Annotated in this window: 17 protein-coding genes; 13 read left to right on the top strand and 4 right to left on the bottom strand. The window is 52.1% G+C overall.

Going from position 1 to position 19,840, the window contains the following annotated elements; genetic code table 11:
• The first annotated feature begins 113 nt into the window (after positions 1-113).
• On the top strand, positions 114-842 hold the full coding sequence (locus BUB30_RS04120; protein WP_073131314.1) for a DUF4262 domain-containing protein: 729 nt from the start codon (positions 114-116) through the stop codon (positions 840-842).
• A 52-nt stretch (positions 843-894) separates the two neighbouring features.
• On the opposite strand, the gene BUB30_RS04115 is transcribed toward BUB30_RS04120, so the two are convergent.
• Positions 895-2,538, bottom strand: a complete 1,644-nt coding sequence (locus BUB30_RS04115) for an ABC-F family ATP-binding cassette domain-containing protein (protein ID WP_073134771.1) — start codon at positions 2,536-2,538, stop codon at positions 895-897.
• 65 nt (positions 2,539-2,603) lie between these two features.
• On the opposite strand from BUB30_RS04115, the gene BUB30_RS04110 reads away from it, so the two are divergent.
• The 8 genes from BUB30_RS04110 (at position 2,604) to BUB30_RS04075 (ending at position 13,126) form a co-directional block, all read left to right on the top strand.
• Entirely contained in the window at positions 2,604-3,467 is an 864-nt protein-coding gene (locus BUB30_RS04110) for a M90 family metallopeptidase (RefSeq protein ID WP_073131312.1), read from the top strand.
• Positions 3,468-3,515: 48 nt separating this feature from the next.
• On the top strand, positions 3,516-4,487 hold the full coding sequence (locus BUB30_RS04105; protein WP_073131310.1) for an ABC transporter ATP-binding protein: 972 nt from the start codon (positions 3,516-3,518) through the stop codon (positions 4,485-4,487).
• Between the two features lie 111 nt (positions 4,488-4,598).
• Positions 4,599-5,723 (top strand): sensor histidine kinase, encoded by a 1,125-nt coding sequence (locus tag BUB30_RS04100; protein ID WP_073131308.1) that lies wholly within the window; start codon positions 4,599-4,601, stop codon positions 5,721-5,723.
• Positions 5,720-6,505, top strand: coding sequence for a LytR/AlgR family response regulator transcription factor (locus BUB30_RS04095; protein ID WP_073131306.1), 786 nt, complete (start codon positions 5,720-5,722; stop codon positions 6,503-6,505). The genes BUB30_RS04100 and BUB30_RS04095 overlap by 4 nt, the downstream gene beginning before the upstream one ends.
• Before the next feature lie 162 nt (positions 6,506-6,667).
• Positions 6,668-9,091 (top strand): ABC transporter permease, encoded by a 2,424-nt coding sequence (locus BUB30_RS04090; protein ID WP_073131304.1) that lies wholly within the window; start codon positions 6,668-6,670, stop codon positions 9,089-9,091.
• A 331-nt stretch (positions 9,092-9,422) separates the two neighbouring features.
• Positions 9,423-11,717 carry a penicillin-binding protein 1A gene (locus BUB30_RS04085; RefSeq protein WP_073131302.1) on the top strand — a complete coding sequence of 765 codons (2,295 nt, stop codon included), beginning with the start codon at positions 9,423-9,425 and terminating at the stop codon, positions 11,715-11,717.
• A gap of 177 nt (positions 11,718-11,894) precedes the next feature.
• A complete protein-coding gene (locus tag BUB30_RS04080) occupies positions 11,895-12,314 on the top strand; it encodes a PRC-barrel domain-containing protein (protein ID WP_073131300.1) in 420 nt (139 codons plus the stop codon).
• A 155-nt stretch (positions 12,315-12,469) separates the two neighbouring features.
• Positions 12,470-13,126, top strand: coding sequence for an alpha/beta hydrolase family protein (locus BUB30_RS04075; RefSeq protein WP_073131297.1), 657 nt, complete (start codon positions 12,470-12,472; stop codon positions 13,124-13,126).
• Between the two features lie 57 nt (positions 13,127-13,183).
• On the opposite strand, the gene BUB30_RS04070 is transcribed toward BUB30_RS04075, so the two are convergent.
• Entirely contained in the window at positions 13,184-13,600 is a 417-nt protein-coding gene (locus tag BUB30_RS04070; RefSeq protein WP_073131295.1) for a hypothetical protein, read from the bottom strand.
• Positions 13,601-13,787: 187 nt separating this feature from the next.
• On the opposite strand from BUB30_RS04070, the gene BUB30_RS04065 reads away from it, so the two are divergent.
• The 3 genes from BUB30_RS04065 (at position 13,788) to BUB30_RS04055 (ending at position 15,392) form a co-directional block, all read left to right on the top strand.
• Positions 13,788-13,985: a cold-shock protein gene (locus BUB30_RS04065; RefSeq protein ID WP_073131293.1), complete on the top strand. Its 198-nt coding sequence runs from the start codon at positions 13,788-13,790 to the stop codon at positions 13,983-13,985.
• An 89-nt stretch (positions 13,986-14,074) separates the two neighbouring features.
• Positions 14,075-14,860, top strand: coding sequence for a carboxylesterase family protein (locus BUB30_RS04060; RefSeq protein WP_073131291.1), 786 nt, complete (start codon positions 14,075-14,077; stop codon positions 14,858-14,860).
• A 58-nt stretch (positions 14,861-14,918) separates the two neighbouring features.
• Entirely contained in the window at positions 14,919-15,392 is a 474-nt protein-coding gene (locus BUB30_RS04055; protein WP_143164755.1) for a hypothetical protein, read from the top strand.
• 38 nt (positions 15,393-15,430) lie between these two features.
• Here the strand turns inward: BUB30_RS04055 and BUB30_RS04050 are convergent, their stop codons facing one another.
• Positions 15,431-16,474 carry an MBL fold metallo-hydrolase gene (locus tag BUB30_RS04050; RefSeq protein WP_073131287.1) on the bottom strand — a complete coding sequence of 348 codons (1,044 nt, stop codon included), beginning with the start codon at positions 16,472-16,474 and terminating at the stop codon, positions 15,431-15,433.
• Positions 16,475-16,754: 280 nt separating this feature from the next.
• On the opposite strand from BUB30_RS04050, the gene BUB30_RS04045 reads away from it, so the two are divergent.
• A complete protein-coding gene (locus BUB30_RS04045; RefSeq protein WP_073131285.1) occupies positions 16,755-19,118 on the top strand; it encodes an ABC transporter permease in 2,364 nt (787 codons plus the stop codon).
• A 22-nt stretch (positions 19,119-19,140) separates the two neighbouring features.
• Here BUB30_RS04045 and BUB30_RS04040 read toward each other — a convergent pair whose 3' ends face one another.
• Entirely contained in the window at positions 19,141-19,332 is a 192-nt protein-coding gene (locus tag BUB30_RS04040; RefSeq protein ID WP_073131283.1) for a YwbE family protein, read from the bottom strand.
• Positions 19,333-19,840 lie beyond the last annotated feature (508 nt).

Raw genomic sequence — 19,840 nt, 5'->3', positions numbered from 1 at the left:
ACAGCTTCCGCCTGCCGCCGTTGTTGGTGTTCTTCACCAACAACATTTTGGCAACGTCTTCCTGAATATGTGCCCTTGGGGTAGCGAAGTGATGTGGGTAACAACTCCGTAAAATGAAAGATGAAATAGATTTTTTTAGAACGATTCGATCTAATATAGAAAACCATGGGAATCATGTGACTTTAGTGGCGGGTGGCCAGACACCAAGGTTTGCGTATACAATTGGATGTAGTGAAAGGTTTGGTGCCGAGCTTATCTTGGCCGGCGGGGAATTTTATTCCAAGAATGAAGTAACGGCGATAATCAAGCGAATGGTTGACGTGCTTAGAAATGGCGCGGAATGGCAAACCTTAAGCTTAAGCGTGGAGTCACTGGGCTCATTTTCACTTTCAATAACTCACGAGTCCTGGAGTAAAATAATGGCCTTGGGTGTGTTTGATTTTTATAAACAAGATGGAATTAAAGTCTTGCAAATTTTGCCGGATGAAGAGCATCATACACTTGATATTCCCGACATGTCAACACCATTTGACGCTGCCTCACAACCGGTTTGGCAATGGCTGGTCCGCGAATGGAATTACGCAGTACCTCGCAACGCTACCGTAGTGACCGACTTGAGCGTTCTGTTTGGTGAGAAGGCTACTGAAGTAATGCGATGGGATGAGGACGGTTGGGAAATATTTTCGGACGACCCCTCGAATATGGCAAAAGAAAATATGCGTGCATTGCCCTTGGCCATACTCATTGGAATTGATAAATCTCTGGAACCCGCAGTTTACCTGGAAGTTGGTAGGGGGTTTTACAGAGACCGTGTTGACCTTACTTGGAAAGATTGGGTGTGAACACTGTGGAGAATTTTGGAGTTGGGGAACACGGAAAGGCGAAAATACCTTATCACTTCGTGTTATTCCGCTCGATCTCCCGCAAGTTCTCCATCTTCTTATTTCGCAAGAACCCATTGATGTCCTCGAAGTGTTCCTTGATGCGCTTGTTGCCAAATTCGAACACCTTGGTAGCGAGGCCGTCCAGGAAATCACGATCGTGAGATACTAAAATGAGCGTGCCGTCGAAGGCAATAAGCGCTTCCTTCAGGATGTCTTTGGTCTTTATATCCAAGTGGTTGGTAGGCTCATCCAAGATCAACAGGTTCACCGGCTGCAACAACAATTTGATCATCGCTAAGCGTGTACGTTCCCCACCGGAGAGCACTTTCACCTTCTTCTCGATCGTCTCCCCTCCAAACATGAAAGCCCCCAAAATGTCTTTAATTTTCGAGCGCACATCGCCCTGCGCAATCTGGTCAATCGTATCAAAAACCGTAATATCTTCCTCCAGCAAAGCAGCCTGGTTTTGCGCGAAGTAGCCGATCATACTGTTATGCCCCAGTTGCATCTTTCCATCAAAATCAATTTCCCCCATAATGGCCTTCACCAGCGTAGACTTCCCCTCGCCGTTCTTTCCCACCAGCGCCACGCGTTCGCCGCGTGCGATGGTCACGTTGGCGTCGTTGAACACCACGTGGTCGCCATATTTCTTGGTCATGCCCTCAATGATCACGGGATAGTTTCCGGAGCGGGGGGCAGGGGGGAACTTCAGGTTCAATGCCGAGCTGTCCACTTCGTCCACTTCCACGATCTCGATTTTCTCGAGCATCTTCACGCGCGACTGCACTTGTAGCGTTTTGGAATAGGTGCCCTTGAACCGGTCGATAAATTGCTGGATGTCGGCAATTTGTTTGGCCTGGTCGTCAAATTGTTTTTGTTGTTGCTCGCGACGTTCCTTGCGCAGTTGCAGGTAGTGCGTGTAGTTGGTCTTGTAGTCGTAGATGCGGCCCATCGTCACTTCGATGGTGCGGTTGGTCAGGTTGTCGACAAAGGTTTTGTCGTGACTGATCACGATCACGGCCTTGGCGTTGTTGATCAAAAACTCTTCCAGCCACTGGATCGACTCGATGTCCATGTGGTTGGTGGGCTCATCCAGCAGGATGAGGTCTGGCTTTTGAAGCAGGATTTTCGCCAGCTCGATGCGCATCCGCCAGCCGCCGCTAAACTCGCTGGTGGGGCGTTCAAAATCCGAGCGGAGAAAGCCCAGACCGAGCAGGGTCTTTTCCACTTCGGCGTCGAAGTTGATCTCTTCGATGGAATAGTATTTTTCGCTCAGCTCCGATACCTGTTCGATGATTTTCGAATATTCGTCCGACTCATAATCCGTGCGCGTTTCGAGCTGCAGGTTCAGGTCGTCCATGGTTTTTTTCATGTCCAGGATCTTCGAGAAGGCTTTGGAGGCTTCCTGGAAAACCGTGTCTTTGTCCTCCGTCAGCAGGTGCTGGGGGAGGTAGGCGATGATGGCGTCTTTGGGGGCCGATACTTTGCCCCGCGTGGGTTTGTTCACGCCGGCGATGATCTTGAGCAGCGTGGATTTGCCCGCGCCGTTCTTGCCCATGAGGGCAATGCGATCGTTTTCGTTGATGTTAAAGGTGATGTTGCTAAAAAGGGCTGAACCGTTAAACTCTACACTGACCGCGTCAACTGAAATCATGATTTTGAAATAAGGGGGCAAATATATTATTAAATTGCCATCCCTTAAAATTGGGCGCCCGTGATATGATCCCCTTTTTGCTCATCATCGCCTTTATCATTGTGTTTTCCATCTTTTATAGCGGCCAACACCGCAAGAAAAAGGCGACCGGCGATTTTCCCCCATCCTGGAGGTTGGTTTTGGATGAGAAGGTGGGGTTTTACCGCAACCTGTCGGACGACGAAAAAAAGCGGTTCGAAAACGATGTCATGCGCTTCCTGGTCAACGTCCGCGTCACCGGCATTGAGACCACCGTCGACATCACCGACAAACTCCTGGTGGCCAGCAGCGCCGCCATCCCCGTGTTCGGCTTCCCGGAGTGGGACTACACGTTTTTGGACGAGGTGCTGCTCTACCCCGGCCACTTCGACCGTGACTATGACATCGGCAGCAAGGACGAGGCCATCCTGGGCATGGTGGGCAGTGGCAACCTGCAGGGCAAAATGATCCTGTCCAAGCCGGCCTTGCACGAGGGCTTCAGCAACAAGTCGGACAAACACAACGTGGGCATCCACGAATTCATCCACCTGCTCGACAAGGAAGACGGCAGCATCGATGGCATTCCCACCATCCTCAACAACAAAGCCTATGCGCGGCCGTGGCTGGACCTCATCCATGCTTCCATCAAAGATATTCTGAAAGGCAAGAGCGACATCGACGTCTATGGCGCCACCAACGAGAGCGAGTTCCTGGCCGTGGTGGGCGAGTATTTCTTCGAGCGGCCCGAGCTGTTAAAAAAGAATCATCCCGACCTCTACGCACTGCTCGCACAAGCCTTCCACCAGGACATGGCCGCAAAGCGTGACGTGCCCGCAAAAGCTACCATCGAACGCAACGATCCGTGTCCATGTGGAAAAGGGGAGAAGTTTAAAAAATGTTGTGGCGCATAACCGGAATCATCCAAAATAGTATCCCAGAATTAAGCCCTAGAAACGCAGATGACATTCTTAAAAGTATCCGGTCTTCGCATCCAAAAAGAAGAAGGCTTTGTGTTGAACGACATCAGCTTTTCGCAGGCGAGACTTCAAAAGATTGCCATCGCCGGCGAAACGGGCTCCGGAAAAAGCTCGCTCCTCAAAGCCATCGCCGGCCTGAACCAACCCGACGAAGGCGAAGTGTTGTTTAAAGGTGAGCGCGTGTTGGGGGCTGGCGAGAAGCTTGTGCCCGGTCATCCTGCTATTGGTTATTTGTCACAGCATTTCGAGTTGCCCAAGTCGTTGCGCATCGAACAGGTGTTGCAGTATGCCAACAAGATCCCGGACACCGTGGCCCACACGTTGTATGACGTTTGCGAGATCACCCATGTTCTTTCGCGCAAAACCGATCATCTGTCGGGCGGCGAACGACAGCGTGTCGCTCTCGCAAAGCTGCTCATCGGCTCACCGCAGTTGTTGTTGCTGGACGAGCCTTTTACGAACCTCGACATGGTGCACAAGAACATCCTGAAGTCGGTCATCGACGACATTGGCCACCGCCTCAACATCACCTGCATGCTGGTGTCGCACGACCCGGCCGACACGCTGCCGTGGGCCGACGAGATCATCATCATGAAAGACGGGCAGATCGTTCAAAAAGATTCTCCCCAAAACATCTACCGCCAGCCGGTGAACGCCTATGCCGCCGGCCTCTTCGGCACCTTCAATCTGCTGACACCATCCCAATCCGGCCGATTGTCGGGTAGCGCGAGGGATACCTCCCCATCGATCGCCCGTCCGGAAGACTTTTCCCTTTCCCGGACGGACAAGAAGGGTTGGCCCGGCGAAATCAAAACCATCCGTTTTTTTGGAAGCCACCGCGAGATCGTCGTGGCCCTCGCGGAAAATACCCTGACCGTGAAGGCGGCGGCGAATAGCGATTTTCGACGCGGCGAAAAGGTCTTTATCGTTCCCGCTCAACCCACCAAGGACTAGACTCCGATTCAAACCCCAAAAGCTGGCATTCCACAAGAAAATTCCTGGACCCGGAATGCTTGCCCTGCCTCGAAAATGGATAAATTCCTGGCTTGCATACCTTTGCTCTTTATGACGGATTCGAAGCAGGGAAAGATAAGTTTTAAACAAGCGATGTATCTGGCGCTGACGGTGCTGTGCATTTATTATCCCATTACAATTTCTGTCAGCATCCCCTTGGAACATTGGCGGGAAGGCATTCCTGGAAATTGGAACAATGTGCAATTCCTGGTGTTCCCCGCCGTGGTGAACTTTGTATTTTATGCTGTGCTCATCCTGGCCATTGATCGCATTATTGACGCCACCGAAAAGATCATCGGACCGGGCATACTTGAACTGCGGTTCAAAACCATTGCTTTGTCCATTGTCGTCGCCGTGGTGGCCGTGGTATTGTCACAACTTCTCTTCAAACTCAATGTCAGGTTCTGGTCCATGCTGGTGGAGTCGATGAACCAGAAGGAACTTCACCGGCTTGGCGGGCCGCCTCAGTTTAGATGGTGGAATGCCTTGAGGCGAACGAATACCGGGCTAACGATTGTGATTTCCATTTCCATTTTTTACCTGATCCTGAATCGTAAGTCGCATTTCAGGATGCGTCAGATGGAGATCCAGGCCGAGCAACTGATGAAGGAGAATGCCCTGGCGCAATTTGAGGCGTTGAAGAACCAGGTTAGCCCGCACTTTCTTTTCAACAGCCTGAGCATCTTATCTTCGCTCGTGCATGTGGATGCGAACCTTTCCGAAAAATTCATCGATCAGCTTTCCAAAGCCTATCGTTATATTCTTGAGCAGAAGGACAACGAAACCGTTACGCTAAAAACAGAGTTGGACTTCCTTAGCGCTTACGCGTTCCTGTTGAAGATCAGGTTCGAGAATAAGTTTGAGGTGAAGGTCTCCGTAACTGACCAGGAGGCAGAAAGGTATCGGATCGCGCCATTGACCTTGCAACTTCTGATCGAGAATGCGGTTAAGCATAATCGTATGTCGGAGAAAGAACCTTTGATGGTCACGATTTTGATTAAGGGGGATTACCTGGTTGTAGCAAACCCGGTCAGGCCCAGAGATGAGTTTGAAAGGGCCACATCGACAGGGATCGGTTTGGCAAATATTAAAAGTCGGTATCAGCTTCTTACCAAAAGTCCCGTGCAAACCGGGCAGGATGGGGAGTTGTTCACGGTAAAAATTCCGCTGCTATGAATGTCGTAGTGATCGAAGATGAGCGATTGACCGCCCAACGCCTGATTTCGTTGATAAGAAAGTACGATGCTTCCATCCATGTGCTGGCTCAAATTGCCTCCGTGGCGGATGCCATTTCCTGGTTCCAAACCAACCCGGCCGCTGCCGTTGATCTTGCCTTCATGGACATTCACCTGGAAGATGGCGACAGTTTTCAAATTATCAGCAAATTGAACCTGATGACCCCGATCATCTTTACAACGGCGTTCGATGACTACATGATCAGGGCTTTTAAGGTCAACAGCATCGATTACCTGTTGAAGCCGGTGAATTACGAGGAACTTGCTGCCGCGCTTGATAAATTCCGGTCTTTGCGATCCGGTAATGAACTCCAAACGAGATCAATGCAAGCAGATCTGAAGACCTTGATGAACCAGTTGAGCCAGCAAAATAATCCGCCGTTCAAGGACAGATTTATGGTAACGGTTGGGACGAAGATCCGATCGATCCAAACGGAAAGCATTGCTTATTTTTATCTGGAGGAAAAAACAGTTTTGTTGGTTACACATGACGGCACAACGCTCCCGATAGATTACAGTCTTGATAAGCTTATGCAGATCATCGACCCAAAACAATTCTTTCGGGTCAGCCGGCAATTTGTGGTGTCGCTGAAGTCGATCCAAATGGTACACACGATCTCGGCAGGAAAACTCAAGCTGGACTTGATGCCAAAAACAAAACAAGAAGTTGCTGTAAGCGGCGATCGGGTTGCAGATTTTAAGGAATGGCTGGGGAAAGATTGATCCCATTGGTCCCGATAGCTCCCGGGACGGGACGGGACGGAATCGCGTCTTGAAAAGCGGCATTCGGATCAGCCGATTGGTCGTTCAGGAAAGTCCGTTGGAATAACTGAGCTTTCATATTTAAGTTGCGTTGAGATCAAAAACGCAAAAAAGAAACTGAATATGATCGGAAGCTATATCAAAACATCGGGACGCAACGTAATGCGTAACAAGCTGTTTTCGGCCATCAATATGGTTGGCCTTGCCATCAGTATGTCCGTCGGGTTATTGCTGATCGCGTTCGTACTCGACCTGCGTTCGTACGACAGGTTCAACAAACAGGGTGCCAGGATCTATCGCATCACCAACGCAGTGACTTCCAATGGTGTTCAAAACGGAAAGTTCGGGACCACATCGATAAAGACCGGAAAACTTATCCGCGAGAAAATGACCGGCATTGAAGAAGTCGCCATTCTGCGCAGCGACTTTTCACAAGACGCGAAAGTTGGCGACAATGTTGTTCCGATCAAAGGCTTCTGGGCCGAGCCCTCGTTGTTCAGGATCTTTACCTTTCCGATGCTGGAAGGCAATCCCGCCACGGCGCTCAACGATCCTTACTCGATCGTTCTCACGGAGACCGCTGCCAGGAAACTTTTTGGCAACGAATCTGCACTCGGCAAGGCCATCAGATTCGATACCCTCGATTACCAGGTGACCGGTGTCATGAAGGATATTCCTTTCTTTTCGCATCTCAACTTCGAGGCGCTCGTGTCGTTCTCCACGGCTGAAAAAATCAATAAAGACGATCATCGTTTTGAGTCCTGGGCAAGTATGTATTCGAACTACGTGTATCTGCTTCTGCCCGAAAATGCCGATAAAGCCTCCATCCAGTCACAACTCGATGCCATGGCCCGGGAGGAGAATCGTCCCGATAGCTATCGGGACACGAAGATCCAACTTGAACTTCTTCCACTTTATGAGATCGTGGTCGGAGAGGAGCTCCATCGCCCCATGGGGCCCACGGGTCCGCACATGCCTCCCGTGGTGGTTTGGATACTTGGTGGCCTGGCGCTGGTGGTGATCTTGTCGGCATGTTTCAACTATTCCAATCTTTCGATGGCACGGGCCTTGCGTCGCTTTAAGGAAGTGGGTCTCCGCAAAGCGATCGGCGCCGGAAAAAGCCAGATCCGGCAGCAATTTCTCGCGGAGGCGATCATCATCTCCCTGGCGGCCCTGCTTCTTTCATTCCTGATCTTTCTCGTGCTGCGACCGCAGCTCATCAACATCGCTCCAGAGATGCAACGCATGGTGAAGCTGGAGCTCACGCCGGCTATGGTTGTCGCCTTTATCGTCTTTTCGATCGCCGTAGGTGTTATGGCCGGCTTTATGCCTGCGATATTCTTTTCGAAAGTCAGTGCGATCAATGCGCTCAGGAATGTGTCGTCGGTGAAAGTATTTGAACATGTAATCGTCCGGCGCGCCCTGGTGGTGATTCAGTACACTGTCACATTGATCTTTATAACCGCCACCGCGGTTGGCTATGTGCAGTATAAGAACATCCTGGCATTCGACCTGGGGTTCAAAACAGAACACATCCTGAACATTAACATGCAGGACAATAATCCCGAAGCCCTTCTCAAGGAACTAGGCGAAATGCCTGAGATCACCGGGCTCTCCCGGTCGTTGATCATCACCAGTGTGGGGAATGCCTGGGGTGGGTATATGAAATACAAAGATTCGCGCGACTCGGTGCTGGTCCTGACCAACCATGTCGACGAAAACTATTTGCCTTTGCATGAACACAAACTCGCCGCTGGAGGAAATTTCAGGTTCCGACCCACCACAGCAGACGCCGCCACGGAAGTGATCGTTAACCAGCAAGTGTTAACACGCCTGAACATCGGTGCCGGCGACCCCGGTAAAGCCATAGGGGAGGAGATCACCTTCAGTAGTTTCAATATACATGGGCGCAAGATGACCATAGTCGGCGTGATGAATGACTTTCACTATGGCAAGGTCGACAACCTCATCGAGCCGGTGGCCTTCATGTTTTGGACACCCGGCGACCGGGCCGTTGTCAATGCCAAAATACAAAGCACGGACCTGCCGGGGGCCCTGGCGAAGATCGAGTCGGCCTGGAAGAAGATTGATCGCGTTCATCCCTTTCAGGCGAAATTTTATGACGAAGCCATTGAAGAGGCTTACAGCGAATTTTCAGCGATGATCAAGATCATGGGCTTCCTTTCGCTCCTTGCCATTTCGATTGCGTCGATGGGATTGTTCGGCATGGTGGTGTTCACCACCGAGACCAGACTAAAAGAGATCAGCATCCGAAAGATCATGGGCGCCACCGCCGGCAGCCTTGTATTCTTACTGAGTCGCGATTTTCTATTGCTTCTCGCGGTGTCGGCGCTCGTTGCCCTGCCGGCGACATACGTCTTTTTTGAAAAGGTGGTGCTCACGAATTTTCCCTATCACACACCCGTGCAAATCGCCGAGTTGTCCGTTGGCTTGCTGATAGTGTTGCTCATCGCCATCCTGATGATCGGGTCGCAGACGATGAAGGCAGCAAGGAGCAATCCGGCGGAGGTCCTCAAGAGCGAATAGGAGACTGCGCATTCAAGGTTTTAACCGCAAGGACGCCCTCCGCGCCTTTGCGGTTCTGTGCATTTTTTCCCTCCGAGCCAGCACACACTCACCCACACTCTCACCCTCGCACTCCTACTGACTACTGGCTACTGGATTCTGGCTCCTGGATTCTGGCTCCTGACCTTTAAAGCCGTGGAAAATCTACACACCCCAGTCTCACTCCGGCATCCCATATCATCTTCAAAGCCCCGAATCAACAAAATACGGCCCGTTTTTACCGTTGACCGGAGAATTACAAACCGCGCATGCTTTTTGTCGCGCCGTTGTCGTTAGTTTTGCGGACCCTCTTATGAAAGAATCATTTTTTGAACTTGTTGAACGCTGCAAAGCGCTCCTGAACCGCCTTATCCAGCAATCGCTCCGCCATCAGCGGATCATTCGCTCCATACTATTTTTCTTTGCCGGCCTCTGCATCCTGGCCGTTTTGTTTGTGGCCATGGTTTGGGTTGGTGTCTTCGGCCACGTGCCCGGCCGCGACGAGTTGCGCGACATCCGTCACCAGGTGGCCACCGAAGTGTATAGCGCCGACAGTGTTTTGCTGGGCCGTTATTATCTCCAGGAACGCTCCACCGTGCCCGGCTCCGACATCCCCAAAAGACTCAAAAACGCTCTGATCGCCACCGAAGACGCACGGTTCTACCAACATTCGGGCATCGATACGCGGAGCATGTTCCGCGTATTGATCAAAGGCATTTTTTTTCAAAGTGAGTCCGCGGGAGGAGGAAGCACCCTGACGCAACAATTGGCCAAGAACCTCTATCCGCGCCAGTCGCACGTGATGTTCTCTTTGGCGGTGAACAAGATCCAGGAAATGATCATTGCCAGCAGGCTCGAGAGCGTCTATTCAAAAGAGGAGATCATCGTACTCTATCTCAACACCATTCCCTTTGGCGACAACGTCTATGGCATCAAGACTGCGGCCGAACGCTTTTACTCCACGCCGGTGAACAAACTCACCACCGACCAGGCCGCGGTGCTCATCGGGATGCTCAAAGCCACCCACACCTACAACCCGCGCTTGTTCCCTGAACGCGCCAAATTGCGGCGAGATGTCGTGTTGGCACAAATGGAGAAATACGACTACCTCACCAAGACGGAAGCCGATTCCCTGCAAGCCCTTCCGCTAAAGCTGCGCTACCAAAGGATCACCCACAACTCCGGTCTCGCGCCTTACTTCCGCGAATACCTCAAAGCTGAACTGCTGGCCTGGTGCCAGGATCATAAAAAGCCGGACGGCACACCTTATAACTTATATACCGATGGTCTGAAAATATACACCACCATCGACTCGCGCCTGCAGCGTTATGCCGAGGCCGCCATGAAGGCTCACATGAAAGTGTTGCAGACCCGGTTCGCTGGCCAGGTGGACAAGCGCAGTCTCAAAAGTGCCGCGGCATCCAAACTGAAGTCCCTTCCTCAATACATTTCCGAATCCGCCGATGGCCGTCCCGAAAAGGCGATCATGGCCGACCTGAAAAAAAGCGGCATGCGAAAGGTCTTCACCTGGGAGGGCGAACGGGAAATGAAAATGAGCGCCTACGATTCGCTGCTTCATCATCTCCAGTTTTTACAAACCGGCTTGCTGGCCACCGACCCCCGCACGGGCGCGGTGAAAGCCTGGGTGGGAGGGATCGACCACGAATTCTTTCAGTACGATCACGTTCGCGAAAGCACGCGGCGACAAGTGGGGTCAACCTTTAAGCCTGTTGTCTATGCGGCCGCCATCGAGCAGGGCGTGAGTCCTTGCGACTACACGTCGGCCCGCCGGACGGAATACACCAACATGGAGGGATGGACACCGGAAAATTCCAACTCGGAAACCTATGATCAGAAATATTCCATGGAGGGTGGTCTGGCCGGTTCGGTCAACACCGTGTCGGTGAAGCTGCTGGAAAAAGCCGGCATCCCCAATGCCATCGCCATCGCCCGCCGCATGGGAATTCACAGCGACTTGCCGGCGGTGCCGTCTATCGCGCTGGGCACGCCGTCTATTTCCATGATGGAGATGGTGGGTGCCTATAGCGTCTTTGCCAATGGGGGAAGCTACCGGAAGCCGGTCTATCTCACGACCATCACCACCAACCAGGGCAAGCGGCTCGATTCGTTTGGCAAGAACAACAAGTCCGAGCGCGCCCTGTCAAAAGAAACGGCCGAGATCATGCTGCACATGCTGAAGCGGGTGGTGAACGAAGGCACCGGCTCGGGGTTGCGTTCCAAATACGGGCTCAACAACGACCTCGCCGGCAAAACCGGCACCACGCAATCCAACGCCGACGGCTGGTTCATCGGCATCACCCCGAAACTGGTGATCGGCTGCTGGGTGGGAGCCGACGACCCGGCCATTCACTTCCGGAGCACGTCCATGGGACAGGGTTCGGCTACGGCCTTGCCCATCGTGGCCGGCATGCTGCAGCGCATGAATAAAGATCCCGAGCTCAGGGCCATCACCGGCGCGCACTTCCCGGCGCTGTCGCCCGAGTTGGCCGGTAAACTGGACTGCAGCATGTCACGTTCCGACCGCAACTTTTTCCAGCGTCTCTTCAAAACAAAAAAAGGCGTGAAGCACACCCGTTTTAAAAAATAATTTGAAAACAGAATGCCCTCCCGACTGTTTACATAAAACCCCCATTGTTGGGTGAATTCCAAAGCTTCGCGTGAGAAGATAAGGGTGCCACGCACTGGGGATCGTCTTTAGTATGCATGATTTTTATTTAGGCACTTCAATTGAAAAAAGAATGTCCCACCAAAAGCAGGAGGTTTTATGAAGGTGCATGGAAGAAATTATGAAGTCGACAACGTGACCGGACACAATCATGCAGGTCCGGCGGCCAACACGCCGGTGCGCCGGTTAACGGCCACCAGTATCATAGGCGATTCAGTTGAAAACACCAAGGGTGATCACTTGGGTCAGATCAACAACCTCATGATTAACATTATGAGTGGGAGGATCGAATATGTCGTGCTCGAATTCGGGGCCTTCCTCGGATTGGGGGGAAAATTGTTTGCCATACCGTTCGGCGAGCTGCACCTGAATGCGGACAAGGAATGTTTTGTCCTTGACCGTGACCGCGCCAGCTTCGCGGATATGCCGGGCTTTGATAAAATGCATTGGCCCGCCACGAACGATCACAGTTATTTTAACGATGTAAACAACTATTGGGGCCCTGTGATACAACCTTAGTTGATCGCCCCCAATTAATTCGTCATTGCGATGTGGAGCAGGTTCGCGCTTTTTCCGGGATAGGTTAAGGTAAGGAAAGGGCAGGGCCTTGCTCCCTCGCAATGACGTACTAATTCTATATCTTCGTGTTCTCCCTAATTCTTATTTGAGCACGAATGAAAACCCAATCCATCAAGTTCAAGGTTTCCGATAGCATCGGCGAAGTTTCGGCCATCCTGTTTCTCCCCGACAACCCGAAGGCTATCCTGGCGCTGGCCCATGGTGCCGGCGCGGGCATGACGCATGCCTTCATGGAGAAATTGTCCACTCAACTCGCCGATCGCGGCATTGGCACTTTCCGGTACAACTTTCCTTTTATGGAGAACAAGAAAAAAAGACCGGATGTGGCCGCTGTCGCGGAAAAGACGGTAGGCGCTGCGTTAGAGCGCGCGCAAAGCTTACTTCCCGCCGGGGTGCCGCTGTATGCTGCCGGTAAGTCGTTTGGAGGCCGGATGTCGGCGCGCTATTTGTCGGCCAACGACAAGGGTTTTGTGAAAGGCATAGTCTTTTATGGTTTTCCGCTTCACGCCGCCGGGGCTCCCGCAACGGAGCGGGCAGAGCACCTGGCAAGCGTAAAGATCCCCATGCTGTTTTTGCAAGGCACCAGAGACGCCCTCGCCGAAATAGGCCTCATCACGGAGGTTTGCAGCAAGCTGCCAACGGCCACGCTGGTGACTTTTGAAGGTGCCGACCATTCGTTCAAAAAAGGAAAAAAGGAATTCTTAGAAGAACTGGTGGAGGCGACGGATACTTGGCTGAAGAAAAAAGGCTAGGAATCGATTGCTGCTAACGCGAGTAATAACGGGCATCGGGCCGGAAGGCCAAAAACATTAAATCCTGCTTTTTAAGGGCAGGTGCAGGGTAGCGGCATTGTGTTTTGATTCGACAAACTCTTCGATGCTGTTGTAAAAGCGTAGTCTGTACTTGAACACGGTTTTGCTACCGATGGCTTTTTTAAATTCGCGGAGGCACTTTTTGTCCTCGATCCAATAGAGGGCCAATCCCTTTTCATGCGAGAAACCGGGCATGAACCTGAAGCCATTATGCTCCAGATTGTGCCGTACCTCGTTTTCGAAGTTTGACTTTCCTCTTAAATACACGGTGTTCCATTCCATAGTCATATCTCCTTCTGCAGGCTTTTCAGTATTTAAATGCTGCATTCTTCCGCCAGACAACACACCCTTCCGGAGAAGGCTTCTCCAGGGAAATTTTGTTTGTTTCTCGTTGTTTATCAGTAAGTTATACATAATTCGTTCTACTCTCAATACGCAAAGTTGCGGTGTTTAGTTTCGTTGTTGTGCAAACTATTTTGCGATTCTTTTGAAACCGGGAACCGGGCCATCGTTGAGAATTTTCTTTGGTTGGGAACGGTGCCATGCGTATAACTTGGAAATATTCCCTTATCTTTGCCCCAAGTTTTTATAATTATTAATAATGAAAGAAGGAACAGTAAAATTCTTTAATGAATCCAAAGGATTCGGATTCATCAAGGAAACAGCAACAGGACAAGAGTATTTTGTACACATCTCAGGACTTCTTGTCGATCAGATTCACGAAAATGATGAAGTCACTTTTGAACTCAAAGAAGGCAAAAAAGGCTTGAATGCGGTTAACGTACGTTTAGCCAATTAATAAGACATCATTCCAGTACAAAAAGCCAGGCCAACCGCCTGGCTTTTTTGTTTTTATTACTTTACCTAATTTCTGGTCCCAAAACCGCAATGAAGTCACTTGGCACACTCTTTCTGTTCTCCACCGTAATGTCTATGGCGATCGCGCAGGACTCTTCGCTTTATCGAAAGTACACCTTTACGGGCACGGCTGGGTTGACCATGCCCTACCGGATCTTGTATCCGGAAGGCTATGATCCGCTCAAAAAGTATCCCGTGGTCCTGCTGCTGCACGGCGCCGGGGAACGGGGCACGGACAACGAAAAGCAGCTTAAATGGGGGGCAAGTCTATTCCTGAAGCGGGAGAACCGGCGCACGTTTCCCTGCTTTGTGGTCGTGCCCCAATGCCCGGAAAACGACTACTGGGCCTCCGTCAAATTCCAACGTAACAAGCGTCCCTTCGACCTGGATTTCAATTATAAAGCTTACACGATCACGCACGCCCTGAAAACGGTGATGGAGCTTTTGGAGAATATGAAGGAGAACGAGGGCGTCGACAGGAAACGGGTTTATATTATCGGTCTTTCGATGGGGGGCATGGGCGCGGTGGAGGCGGTTTATCGTTATCCCCGAACCTTTGCCGGTGCCGTGTCCATTTGTGGAGGTGGAGACGTGAGGGCTTATTCAAAAGAGGCTTCGCGTGTTCCATTCTGGCTTTTCCACGGCGAGAAGGATGACGTAGTGGCCGTAGAAAACTCGAGACGGATGCGCGATCGCCTGAAAGAATTGGGTGCCGAAGTGAAATATACCGAATACCCGGATGTGGGCCATGAGAGCTGGATCAATGCATTTGCCGACACCGACCTACTGCCTTGGCTGTTTTTCCATAATCGATAGATACCTTATGACGCTACAACGCCCCGCCCATTCACCCACTCGTTCCAGATCCCTGTCCATGGGAGCATCACGAAGTGCTGGAGTACCGCTCAAAGCCTTTGTGCTTTGCGCGTTGATCATGATGACGGCTGGTTCGCTCAGTGCCCAACAAAAGGAGGGTATAAAACAAATTGATTTCACGAAGTCCACCCGTGGATACGAAGAACGCATTCGCGTCACACCCGATAGCGTGGTGGTGCGGATAGAGAATTTCAGGGCCGATGAGAAGGTACAGCAATCCGGAAGGAAGTTGGCGGCGAAAGAATGGCGTGCGTTGTTGAAGACTTTAAAAAATGTGCCCTTTCAAACTATCCCCGGTCTTCCCTCACCGGGCATGCAAAGGGCTTCCGACGCGGCGCTGCAAGGCACACTCCAGGTCACCACGACACAACAAACCTATGCGCATTCCTTTGACAATGAAGACCCCAACGCCAAACTCGTTCCTTTGTTGAAAGCCGTAAAGGCTTTAGGGTCTTCGATAAAACATCATTGACGATTCGTTACTGGGTTCCCAAAAACGAGTATCGAACACTAGCCCATCCGTTCTTCCCACCACGGTGTGTTGGGCAAATAACTATTAAGTCTGATCGCCTCACCGATGAGCGGTGTGGTCAACTTCTGTCCCAGGATGGCGGCCTGTTTTGTGGCGCGTCGTATGGGGTCGCGCCACGGGTGCACCGAAAGCGTGAACTTGCCCCAATGCACCGGCATGAGCACACGGGCCTGGAGGTCGACGGCGGCCTGCACCGTTTGTTCGGGCGCCATGTGGATGAGGGGCCACTTACGGTCGTATTGGCCACACTCCAACAGGGCGAGGTCGAAGGGGCCAAAGGTTTGACCGATCTTTTTGAACGAGTCGTCGTAGCCCGAGTCGCCGCCGAGGAAGATCTTGTGCGTAGGGGTTTGAAGAACGAATGACACCCACAGCGTCTTGTAGCGCGTGAACCCGCGACCCGAAAAATGGCGGGCGGGTGTGGCGGTGAGTTGTATGCCGGGAAAGATCGTGGCGCTGTCCCACCAGTCGAATTCCTGGATGTGGCTTTCGGTCACGCCCCAATAGGCCAGGTGGGAGCCTACACCGAGCGCGGTGTAGAATTTTTTGGTATGACGCTTTAGTTTGAGGATGCTGTTATAGTCCAGGTGATCATAGTGGTCGTGGGTGAGGATAACGGCATCGAGTTCGGGGAGATCGTCCAGTGAATAAGGCGTTTGAATGGGATATGCCTTTGTACCCGCAAATTGGACGGGCGAGGGGCGGTCGCTGAAGACGGGGTCCACCAGGATGGTTTTGCCTTCGATGCGGAGCAAGTAGGAGGAGTGTCCAAACCAGACCAGGGTGGGTTCGCCATCGGGGAGTGCCTTCAGGTCTGTGCGCACGGAGGGAAGGATCTGCGTGGGGCGGCGCTCGTCGTCGTGGAAAAAATATTCCTTGAACATCCGGAAATAGGAGATGTCGTCCGCCAGCATGGGAGTCTCCAGGATGTTCTGAAAGCCGTCGCCCTGGTATTGGGGAGATTTAAGGATGCGCTCCTGCCGTGGGCCGGAGGGTAGTTTGCCAAAGGGCTTTTGTTGCATAGCGAAAAGATAAAAATGCTAAAGACCACGACCGGTATCCCCGCTATCCGAAGATCTGTTCACCTTCACACCGGTCGTGACCTAGGCGATAAGTCGCAAAAGATACCGATAATATTTTGAGGGTATCCGGAGAAATTATCCGGGTGGTGCAACCCCGGGGTCTGTAACCCAATCCTTGGGCTAGCGTCTCAGAAAAAAATACGGAGGCCGGCTTCATTTCGACCCTGGGTCGATGAAACCTTTTCCACTTTTCAGAGTACTCCACCCAAATCCAACGGTCATGCTGAAAAATTACGTCCTGGTCACTTTCCGCAACCTGATGAAAAATCGGGTCTATTCTTTTATCAACATCGCGGGCCTTTCCATCGGCATCACCTGTAGCATCCTCATCCTCCTTTGGGTATTCGACGAACTTTCGTTCGATCGTTTCCATCCTAAGACCGACCGTTTGTTCCAGGTATGGATCAATGCCACCTTCGACGGCAGGGTCAATTCCTGGACGTCGGTGCCGCTGCCCACCTATGAAGGCATGAAGACTGGCGACAGCCACATCATCAATTCCGTCATCACCGACTGGGGTGGCGAGCACATGCTCACGGTGGGCGAAACCCGCATCGTGAAGCAGGGCTATTACGCGAGCGAAGAATTTCTGACCATGTTCGAATTTCCCCTCCTGAAAGGCGATGCCAAACAAGTACTGGCCGACGCCCATGCCATCGTGATCAGCGAAGCAACAGCCAAGGCGTTGTTCGGCGACACCGACCCCATCAACCAGGTGATTCGCGTAGACGATGAAGCCGACCTGAAAGTGACCGGCGTAGTAAAGAACGTGCCTGAGAATTCTACTTTCCAATTCGACTTCCTCTTGCCGTGGAAATACAACGAGACCCACCAATGGGTCAAAGACAATAAAAGCAACTGGGGCAACTATTCCTTCCAGGTATTTGTGGAACTCGACAAAGGCGAGAACGAGGTCCGTGTGGAAAAGGCCATCGCCGACATGCTAACCAAACACGGCCAGACGGAGGACCCCCGCGAATTTTACCTGCATCCCCTGGCGCGCTGGCGCCTGCACTCCAACTTTGAAAATGGCAAGGAGAGTGGCGGCATGATCGAATACGTGCAGATGTTCACCGTGATTGCCGTATTCATCCTGGTGATCGCCTGTATCAACTTCATGAACCTGGCCACGGCGCGTTCCGAACGGAGGGCACGCGAGGTGGGCATTCGCAAGAGTGTGGGATCAAGACAGTTCGAGATCATCTTTCAGTTTCTGGGCGAGTCGTTGTTCATTGCCTTCCTGGCGTTTGTCATTGCCGTTTTGCTGGCGGAATTGCTGTTGCCATTCTACAATGACCTGGTGGGAAAACATCTGCGCATCGCCTATGAATCGCCGCAGTTCTGGGTGTATGGCATCAGCCTGATCTTGTTCACCGGCCTGGTGTCCGGAAGCTATCCGGCGTTTTATTTGTCGTCGTTCCAGCCGGTGAAAGTGCTGAAGGGCAAAGTGCAGGTGGGCAAGGGCGCCGGCACGCCGCGCATGGTGTTGGTCGTGATCCAGTTCATGTTTTCCATCTTTCTCATCATCGGCACGCTCGTCATCTATAAACAGATCCAGCACGTAAAAAGCCGCGATATCGGCTATAGCCAAAAAGGCCTGATCACCGTGGACTACACCACCGACATCGGTAAGCATTATAAGACGATCAAACAGGAACTCCTGCAGTCGGGCGCGGTGAAGGCCGTGACGAAATCCAACAGCCCCATCACCCAGATCTATTCCAACAACTTCCTGAACTGGCCCGGCGAAGCACCGGACCGCCGGGTGATCTTTGCCACCATCGCTACGGAATACGACTACGTCAAAACCATGGGGATAAAACTGCTGGAGGGTCGCGATTTCTCGGAAGACTTCAAGAGCGACACCGCCGCCATCCTCGTGAACAAAGCGGCTATGGACATCATGCAACTCAAAGATCCCATTGGCACCAAGCTCGACTTGTGGGAAAAGAAAATGGAACTGATCGGCATTGTCGACAACGTGCTGATGGGTTCTCCCGACCGGCAGATCGGCCCCATGTTCATCGTACTGCAACCGAACTGGATCAGCGCCGTATCGATCCGCCTCGACGAAACAAAAGACATCAAGGAATCGCTGGCCCGTGTGGAGGCCATCTTCAAAAAATACAATCCCGCCTATCCGTTTGAATACACTTTCGTGGATGTGGAATTCCAGAAGAAGTTCACCAACATCAACATGATCAGCCGGCTGGCGAGCCTCTTCGCCTCGTTGGCGATCATCATCACCGGGCTGGGTCTTTTTGGATTGGCCGCCTTCACGGCCGAACAGCGCACCAAGGAGATCGGCATCCGCAAGGTGTTGGGTGCCTCGGTGTCCAGCCTGGTGGGCCTCATGTCGAGAGATTTTTCTCGGTTGGTGATCGTTGCCTTTGTGGTGTCGGCGCCGTTGGCGTGGTGGTTGTTGAACAGCTACCTGGAACGGTATCAATACCGCATAGAGATACCGTGGTGGGTGTTCCCCTTCACGGGCCTGATGGCCCTGATCTTTGCCTTGCTCATCGTGAGCACCCAGGCCATGCGGGCCGCGAGAAGCAACCCGGTGAATTCTTTGCGCAACGAATAAGTCTCCCGAATAACCCTGACGGTCACAGGATCTTCTTGACGCGCCCAACGATACCGTTGTCCAGGCGCACTTTGATGCCGTGGGGGTGGGTGGGGGAGTTGGTGAGGATATCCTTTACGATACCTTCCGTCAACGCGCCGGAGCGTTGATCCTGCTTTTGTACGATGGCCACCCGTTGACCGGGTTTGATGTTGACGCGGAGGGTGCCGTTCATGGGAAGTGAATTGTGCTTCAAAAATAGCAATCTGGTTTTGATTTTGTCAATGGCGGTGTGGGCGAACCAGCTGTTGAGTGATAGCCCCGAAGCATCACTTCGAGGAGGTGTTGCGAGGTTGCGCCATGAAAGTACGTGCTCCCAGATGGCGCATCTGTGGCGCAATTAGATCGTTGGAGGGTATACCCCGTGCTAAAGCCCGGGGTTACTCAGCTGCATGCTCGGGCTTGCTGGTAACGCCAACATTTAATACCCAAGTGAGTGCGATACAGTTAGGATAGATTTGAGTGAAGTATCAAGCGCAACTGAACTGAATACCCCCGGCCTTTAGGCCGGGGGTATCAAACGAACACGAACCGGGCTTTTGCCCTGACCTCTCTCGGGCTACCTATCGACACACGGTCTGGTGCGAACGCCCCCCATCGCCCTTCGCACGGGAGCAGCTGCACACTACAACACGTCGCACCATTCCTGAACCATTCCTCCGAAATATTGCCACTGTAAAACT

The sequence above is a fragment of the Chryseolinea serpens genome, from assembly GCF_900129725.1.
Classification (GTDB): Bacteria; Bacteroidota; Bacteroidia; order Cytophagales; family Cyclobacteriaceae; genus Chryseolinea; species Chryseolinea serpens.
The sequence above is the reverse complement of the archived record's forward strand: the minus strand, read 5'-3'. Positions and strand labels throughout refer to the sequence as shown.

What these genes read in the sequence shown, in the direction of transcription:
- BUB30_RS04120 (WP_073131314.1), top strand. Translation starts at nt 114, where the DNA reads ATGAAAGATGAAATAGATTTTTTTAGAACGATTCGATCTAATATAGAA.
- BUB30_RS04115 (WP_073134771.1), bottom strand. Translation starts at nt 2,538, where the DNA reads ATGATTTCAGTTGACGCGGTCAGTGTAGAGTTTAACGGTTCAGCCCTT.
- BUB30_RS04110 (WP_073131312.1), top strand. Translation starts at nt 2,604, where the DNA reads ATGATCCCCTTTTTGCTCATCATCGCCTTTATCATTGTGTTTTCCATC.
- BUB30_RS04105 (WP_073131310.1), top strand. Translation starts at nt 3,516, where the DNA reads ATGACATTCTTAAAAGTATCCGGTCTTCGCATCCAAAAAGAAGAAGGC.
- BUB30_RS04100 (WP_073131308.1), top strand. Translation starts at nt 4,599, where the DNA reads ATGACGGATTCGAAGCAGGGAAAGATAAGTTTTAAACAAGCGATGTAT.
- BUB30_RS04095 (WP_073131306.1), top strand. Translation starts at nt 5,720, where the DNA reads ATGAATGTCGTAGTGATCGAAGATGAGCGATTGACCGCCCAACGCCTG.
- BUB30_RS04090 (WP_073131304.1), top strand. Translation starts at nt 6,668, where the DNA reads ATGATCGGAAGCTATATCAAAACATCGGGACGCAACGTAATGCGTAAC.
- BUB30_RS04085 (WP_073131302.1), top strand. Translation starts at nt 9,423, where the DNA reads ATGAAAGAATCATTTTTTGAACTTGTTGAACGCTGCAAAGCGCTCCTG.
- BUB30_RS04080 (WP_073131300.1), top strand. Translation starts at nt 11,895, where the DNA reads ATGAAGGTGCATGGAAGAAATTATGAAGTCGACAACGTGACCGGACAC.
- BUB30_RS04075 (WP_073131297.1), top strand. Translation starts at nt 12,470, where the DNA reads ATGAAAACCCAATCCATCAAGTTCAAGGTTTCCGATAGCATCGGCGAA.
- BUB30_RS04070 (WP_073131295.1), bottom strand. Translation starts at nt 13,600, where the DNA reads ATGTATAACTTACTGATAAACAACGAGAAACAAACAAAATTTCCCTGG.
- BUB30_RS04065 (WP_073131293.1), top strand. Translation starts at nt 13,788, where the DNA reads ATGAAAGAAGGAACAGTAAAATTCTTTAATGAATCCAAAGGATTCGGA.
- BUB30_RS04060 (WP_073131291.1), top strand. Translation starts at nt 14,075, where the DNA reads ATGAAGTCACTTGGCACACTCTTTCTGTTCTCCACCGTAATGTCTATG.
- BUB30_RS04055 (WP_143164755.1), top strand. Translation starts at nt 14,919, where the DNA reads ATGGGAGCATCACGAAGTGCTGGAGTACCGCTCAAAGCCTTTGTGCTT.
- BUB30_RS04050 (WP_073131287.1), bottom strand. Translation starts at nt 16,474, where the DNA reads ATGCAACAAAAGCCCTTTGGCAAACTACCCTCCGGCCCACGGCAGGAG.
- BUB30_RS04045 (WP_073131285.1), top strand. Translation starts at nt 16,755, where the DNA reads ATGCTGAAAAATTACGTCCTGGTCACTTTCCGCAACCTGATGAAAAAT.
- BUB30_RS04040 (WP_073131283.1), bottom strand. Translation starts at nt 19,332, where the DNA reads ATGAACGGCACCCTCCGCGTCAACATCAAACCCGGTCAACGGGTGGCC.